The 5941-nt window shown below is 43.9% G+C and carries 4 protein-coding genes; 2 read left to right on the top strand and 2 right to left on the bottom strand.

What is annotated here, in order from left to right; all coding sequences use genetic code 11:
* A partial coding sequence (locus AC37HE_RS13165) for a hypothetical protein (protein ID WP_500783311.1) occupies positions 1-292 on the bottom strand: 292 nt, incomplete at its 3' end.
* 392 nt (positions 293-684) lie between these two features.
* Here AC37HE_RS13165 and AC37HE_RS13160 point away from each other — a divergent pair.
* A complete protein-coding gene (locus tag AC37HE_RS13160) occupies positions 685-1809 on the top strand; it encodes a glycosyltransferase family 4 protein (protein WP_500783310.1) in 1125 nt (374 codons plus the stop codon).
* Between the two features lie 133 nt (positions 1810-1942).
* Here the strand turns inward: AC37HE_RS13160 and AC37HE_RS13155 are convergent, their stop codons facing one another.
* Positions 1943-3145, bottom strand: a complete 1203-nt coding sequence (locus AC37HE_RS13155) for a C1 family peptidase (RefSeq protein WP_500783309.1) — start codon at positions 3143-3145, stop codon at positions 1943-1945.
* Between the two features lie 427 nt (positions 3146-3572).
* Here AC37HE_RS13155 and AC37HE_RS13150 point away from each other — a divergent pair, with 427 nt between their 5' ends.
* Positions 3573-5756: a glycoside hydrolase family 3 C-terminal domain-containing protein gene (locus AC37HE_RS13150; protein WP_500783308.1), complete on the top strand. Its 2184-nt coding sequence runs from the start codon at positions 3573-3575 to the stop codon at positions 5754-5756.
* Positions 5757-5941 lie beyond the last annotated feature (185 nt).

Genomic DNA, 5941 nt, shown 5'->3' with positions numbered 1-5941 from the left:
CGATCCCCACAAGCGCCAGATTAAACAACATCATTAAGGAGTAACGAAGCTTGTACAAGGCAAATCCCAATGCCGCAATAACCATGGTACTCCCCAAGCCAATTCGGGTAATCCAGTCGGCCGTACGATCCCATTCCATCCGCGAAAAGCGGTTGACAAACAAAACGACATCGCCATAATTTGTGGTTAACAGGATAACTAAGCCCAGCAATAAGAAAAGGGAATAAACGAGCAGGTACCAACGAAAACCGTTATTTTGAAGTAAGGCAAATTTATTTTTCAGAGTAATCATCCCGATAGATTTTGATGGTTTTTGAGATTCAGGTCCAATGTGAAAAAGCCAGAATCAGACCCAATTGCAAAATAGCCCGTCAGGATTACAGGGCGGATAATCAAATTTTAAATCCGCTATAAATAATGGTTAAGCTGATTACGTTCCGGTTAAGAAGTGGTACCCTCGAAAATTTTGAGATCAAAAGTATTAGCAATGATTGGATAATGGAGCCAAATCGAAATAATCGACCAGACTTTGCCACGGAGTGCGATTGGAATCTTGCTTCACATTCGTTTGCTTCAACAAAATTACCAAGCGATTCCAATTCAAGGGTCTACCGGATTCTTTCGTTCACATCCCAATCCAATCTGAATGATTTTCCTATTTTTGCTACTATAAAATCAGAAAATATGCACTTAGCTTACGATGCCAAGCGACTTTTCCACAACCGTGCCGGCTTAGGAAACTATTCAAGAAATCTGTTATCTGCCTTAATTGATCAGTTCCCGGAAAACCACTATTCCTTGTTTAATCCGAAGAAAGCACAAATTCAATTTCCCCAGGTCCAAAAGGACAATGTTGAAATAATCACCCCTGGTAAATTATATAAGAAACTCCACCCCCTATGGAGAACAAGGGGGATTGTAAAGGATATACGGAAAATTCAGCCCGACATCTACCATGGGTTAAGCAACGAGCTTCCATACGGAACGAAGTCTGCCGGAATCAAGACAATTGTAACAATCCATGATTTAATTTTTGTTCGTCATCCGGAATGGTATAAGCCAATTGATGTTATGCTTTATACTAAAAAATATTCCCATGCTTGTCGCGATGCCGACAGAATAATTGCGATTGGCGAACAGACTAAGTCAGACTTGATGGAATTTTGGAAGATTGAAGAATCAAAAATCGACATTGTCAAACAAGGCTGCAACCCCCTTTTCAGCATTCCGGCATCCCCGGATAAGAAGGAAATGATTCGAAAGAAATATAATCTACCTGAGACCTTTTTAATTCAGGTTGGAACCATTGAGCCCCGGAAAAACCACCTGACTTCCATCAAAGCCCTCAAGCAACTAAAGTCCCCGATTCCTTTGGTTATAATTGGACGGGACAATCATTACAAAGCAAAGCTGACGGACTACATCCAACAAAATAAGTTAACCGACAAAGTGCTCTTTCTACACCATGTCACCAACGAAGATTTACCTGTATTATACCAATTAGCCTTCGCTTCTGTGTACCCCAGTCATTTCGAAGGGTTCGGAATCCCTGTTTTGGAATCCATTGAATCCGGCACACCAGCCATTACTACAGCCAAGCAATGTTTCAAAGATGCCGGCGGCGATGCAGCCATCTACATTAATCCAACTGATGCATCAGAGATGGCTTACCAGATTGAAAAATTGATCGACGATTCCGACTACTACGAAACAGTCAACCAAAAGAACAAACTGCATGTAACACAATTCACAAGTGATGTTATTGCGCAAAATATGATGAACGTTTACCGAAAAGTGAAAAACAGTTAGGTCTTCTCTAACGCTCCCGAAATTGACTGGACATTTCCTCCAGACATCTAACGGAGCTCTCATTCACCCTTGGTCACTGACAAAAAAAGAGCTACCATACACTGGCAGCTCTCCTCTTGTTCAATATCTTAACTTATAATCCCAATTTCTCTCTGATATCTTTCGGGATGGCATTTTTATTCACCATGATGCTAATCGTTTTATACTCCACATAAGGCTTCGAAGCATAAAAGAAACCATCGTATTTATTGTAATCACCCCACGAATTTTTCACCTTGTAGTAATCATGACCATCCTGATCTTTGGCGGTACCCACGATCAGCATACCATGGTCGTCGGTAGTTTGGTAGTTATCAAAACCAACCTGACGCATCACCTGGGTAATCTCTTTTTCCTTACCCGGCTTATTCAATTTATAAAGTGCTGCATCTTTCTCTTTATCCGACATTTTCTCCCACTTGGCGATTTCGGCATTCGACATGTCCTCTTTATCAACCTCCGGCACTACAGCCACCCCCTGGCGTGAGGTACTGAAGCCTTTCTCACTCACGTCGGCTCCCCAGGCAACGGTGTAGCCACTTTCGATCGAATTATCAATAACCGACATCAACTCATCCAGCGGTAAGTTGTACACTTCGCCCCACATCCAGTTGTCAGGAATTTCAATGATAAATTTGCTGTAAAACGGATGATGCGTGAAAGACGTCAACTCCACATAGTCGTCCATATTCAGGCCCACGTAATTCGTTGCAAAAGTTTCAGGTGTATAGGTCTTCCCGTCGTATTTAAAGCTTTCGGGCAAATCACCCAGGTAAGAATTTAAAGTTCCTTTGATACTTTCAATCCAGGCTGTGCTTAACTTCTTGTTGCCATTCTCTACCACGGCTTTTACCTGGTCCAGCAGCATCTTATCAAATTCGGTATGCACATGCTTTTCTTCGCCGTAGTTTAAGCCGTCGTAAGCCGACTCCGGAACGATTCCATACTGCTTAATCATGGAGGTTACATCATGAAAAGCACCACCTGCAGCAAAATTGATGTTGCCGTGCATGCGCACATATTTAATGGCTTTTTGGTAATAAGTATGCCAAACAATATACATTTCCGACAAATCCGTAACCGGTTTTCCTTCGCGCAACATTTCAGATTCTAAAAATGCAATGGTAGAAAACGCCCAACATGTACCGGATCTGTTTTGATCTTTCACCGGCGTATAAGGAAGGTCTTTAACAGTCGTAAACTGATAACCTTTTTCAATCTTCGTAGTATCGCTCTGCCCCCAGGCTGTTGACGCAACAATTAAAACACTAACCAGCATTAACGCCAGTCTCTTCATATCCTTCATATTCATTATTGGTTTGAAATTCCCCTCTTGCAAAAGCACAAGATACTAATATTGCCTTAACCTAAAGTTTCTGGAAGCGGTTAAAACTGTAACTTAAAATCAATCCAGATTACGCTTGTGCTTTTTTGAATGTACCATCAGTCAACCAAAATAAGTTTCCATTACAGTTTCATGGAATTTTTTTCGACGTTCAACAGCATCTCACCTGCCAAGAGGTGCTGTTAACACACCCCCGCCATGTCTAAAATGTTTCCTTTTGGGGTCAATTTTGTAAAAGCGAACACCTTTGAAACACTTTAAACTTGTGGTGCTACAAGACTTTCATAATTTAACAGTCGAATTGCACTCAGCTTGTAATTTCATGGCCAAAAACCCAACAACTAAATCTTAAAATGAATTAACCGAAATAATCAAACTCATGAAAAGAAGCTTCTTTACTCTTTTATTGGTTGCGCTTGCTCAGCTTTTGTTTGCCCAGGTACAACTAAGCAATGAAGAGATTGACAAAAAAATTGACGAAATACTTCCTCAACTAAGCCTAAAGGAAAAAGTGGACATGTGTCACGCGCAATCCAAATTTAGCTCACCGGGAGTTCCTCGGCTGGGCATCCCCGAAATATGGATGTCGGATGGGCCACACGGTGTACGTGCCGAAATCAACTGGGACAACTGGGGCTATGCCGGCTGGACAAACGACTCCATCACAGCCTTTCCGGCATTGACCTGCCTCGCCGCAAGTTTCGACCCCGAAGTAGCCCATGAATACGGCGTAGCTGTGGGCGAAGAAGCGCGCTACCGTAAAAAAGATATTCTTTTAGGCCCCGGTGTGAATATTTACCGCAGCCCACTTAATGGCCGTAATTTCGAATACATGGGTGAAGATCCTTACCTCTCTTCCAAAATGGTCGTTCCCTACATCCAGGGAGTACAGTCAAATGGCGTTTCGGCCTGTGTCAAACATTACGCTCTGAACAACCAGGAAGAATGGCGCGGGCATATCAACGTGCATGTTGACGACCGTGCACTGCGCGAAATTTACCTTCCTGCTTTTAAAGCTGCCGTTACCGAAGGAGGAGCATGGTCACTAATGGGTGCTTACAACAAATACAACGGCCAGCATGCCACCACAAACAAAGTGTTGATGAATGATATCCTGAAAGGCGAATGGGGATTCGACGGAGTGGTTGTCAGCGACTGGGGAAGTGCACACAACACCGACGAAGCAGCTCTAAACGGCTTGGATATTGAGATGGGAAGCTGGACAAACGGTCTAACAGCCTCGAAGGACTTTGCCTACAACGATTATTACCTGGCCGACGCCTTTTACGACAAACTGAAGAGCGGCGAGATTGACGAATCGGTTGTTAACGACAAAGTGCGTCGCATTTTGCGTCTCATGTTGCGCACCAATATGAATACCGCTCGCGGCTTCGGATGCAAGAATAACAAAGAACACCACGAGGTAGCCCGCAAAGTTGCTACCGAAGGAATCGTATTGCTGAAAAATGAGGACAACTTCTTCCCCATCGATCCGGCAACGACCAAAACAATTGCAGTGATTGGCGAAAATGCCACCAAGATGATGACCATCGGCGGTGGTTCTTCGGAATTAAAAGCTCAATATGAAATTTCGCCACTCACCGGAATTCAAAAGCGCTTCGCCAACGCTACAATCCTTCACAGCATGGGCTATTCATCCGGTCCTTCTGCTTACGGACGTGTGATTCCGCCCAAGGAAGATCAGGACAGCCTGAAACAAGCAGCCATTGAAACGGCTAAAAAAGCCGACATCGTTTTGTTTGTTGGCGGGCTGAATAAAAACCATCACCAGGATTGTGAAGGAGGCGACCGCTTATCGTACAATTTGCCCTATAACCAGGATGCTTTGCTGAAAGACATCATCAGTGCTAACCCCAATACGGCCGTCATCCTGGTTAGTGGAAACGCCGTAGCTATGCCTTGGTTGAATAACATTAAAGCACTCGTTCAGGCCTGGTACCTGGGTAGTGATGCCGGTTATGCCCTGGCGGATATCCTCAGCGGCGACGTAAATCCATCGGGTAAACTGCCATTCAGCTTCCCCGTAAAACTGGAAGATAATGCAGCCCACTCGTTTGGTGAGCTTTCCTATCCGGGCGACAGCATCGACGAGTACTATAAAGAAGGAATTTTGGTGGGCTACCGCTGGTTCGATACGAAAAAGATTAAACCGCTCTTCCCTTTCGGATACGGACTCTCGTACACCAACTTTGAATACAGCAACCTGACAACCGACAAAAAAGACTACACTGCCGACGACCAGGTCACTGTTAAATTCAGCCTGAAAAACACGGGTAAGATAGCTGGTGCCGAAGTTGCCCAACTGTATGTTTCCGATCCGAAATGCTCGGTCATGCGTCCCACGAAAGAGTTAAAAGGCTTCCAAAAAGTGATGTTGCAAGCCGGCGAAGCAAAAGAAGTATCGATAACTGTGCCGGTAAGTAGCTTTGCCTTTTACTCCGAAGACGCTCAGAAATGGGTTGTTGAACCCGGTGAATTTATCTTGCAGGTAAACAGCTCGTCGGCCGATAACCAGTTGACCCAAAAGATTAAGGTCGATTAACCAGCGCAACCTGCAATGACGGGTTTCTGAAATTTTAATAAAGACTCAACTATAGAAATACCTCAATAACAATGCGCCTGTAATCCCAACAACGAGGCGAACAAAAATGCTTACCCAATAACAATTTACAACAAGGCATTACCAAACGCAGAGGCCACGACTAAAAATCATGGCCTCTTTTATTT

Source organism: Mangrovibacterium sp. (genome assembly GCF_059905295.1).
This window is presented reverse-complemented; position numbering and strand designations above follow the sequence as displayed.

Excerpts from the sequence above, each read along its gene's own strand:
- AC37HE_RS13160 (WP_500783310.1), top strand. The coding sequence starts at position 685 with ATGCACTTAGCTTACGATGCCAAGCGACTTTTCCACAACCGTGCCGGC.
- AC37HE_RS13155 (WP_500783309.1), bottom strand. The coding sequence starts at position 3,145 with ATGAAGAGACTGGCGTTAATGCTGGTTAGTGTTTTAATTGTTGCGTCA.
- AC37HE_RS13150 (WP_500783308.1), top strand. The coding sequence starts at position 3,573 with ATGAAAAGAAGCTTCTTTACTCTTTTATTGGTTGCGCTTGCTCAGCTT.